The sequence below is a fragment of the Rhodococcus sp. LB1 genome (genome assembly GCF_001583455.1).
Lineage (GTDB): Bacteria > Actinomycetota > Actinomycetes > Mycobacteriales > Mycobacteriaceae > Rhodococcus_F > Rhodococcus_F opacus.
In genome coordinates, this window is record NZ_LTCZ01000323.1 from 99163 (window position 1) to 99430 (window position 268).

General features: G+C 67.2%; 1 protein-coding gene. It reads right to left on the reverse strand.

The annotated features are described in order from the left end of the window. A partial coding sequence (locus AZG88_RS32960) for an Hsp70 family protein (RefSeq protein WP_156517683.1) occupies positions 1–268 on the reverse strand: 268 nt, incomplete at both ends.

Consider the following 268-nt stretch of genomic DNA (forward strand, 5'->3'; position numbering starts at 1 on the left):
TTGACCTCGCCCTTGAGGACGCCGGCCTGCAAGGCGGCGCCGACGGCGACGACCTCGTCGGGGTTGACGCCCTTGTTGGGCTCACGGCCACCGGTCAGCTCGCGCACCAGATCGGAGACGGCGGGCATACGGGTGGAACCACCGACGAGCACGACATGGTCGATGTCCTTGACGGCGATGCCGCTGTCCTTGATCACGGCCTGGAACGGCGCGCGGGTGCGGTCGAGGAGATCGGACGTGATCTTCTGGAACTCGCTGCGGGACAACT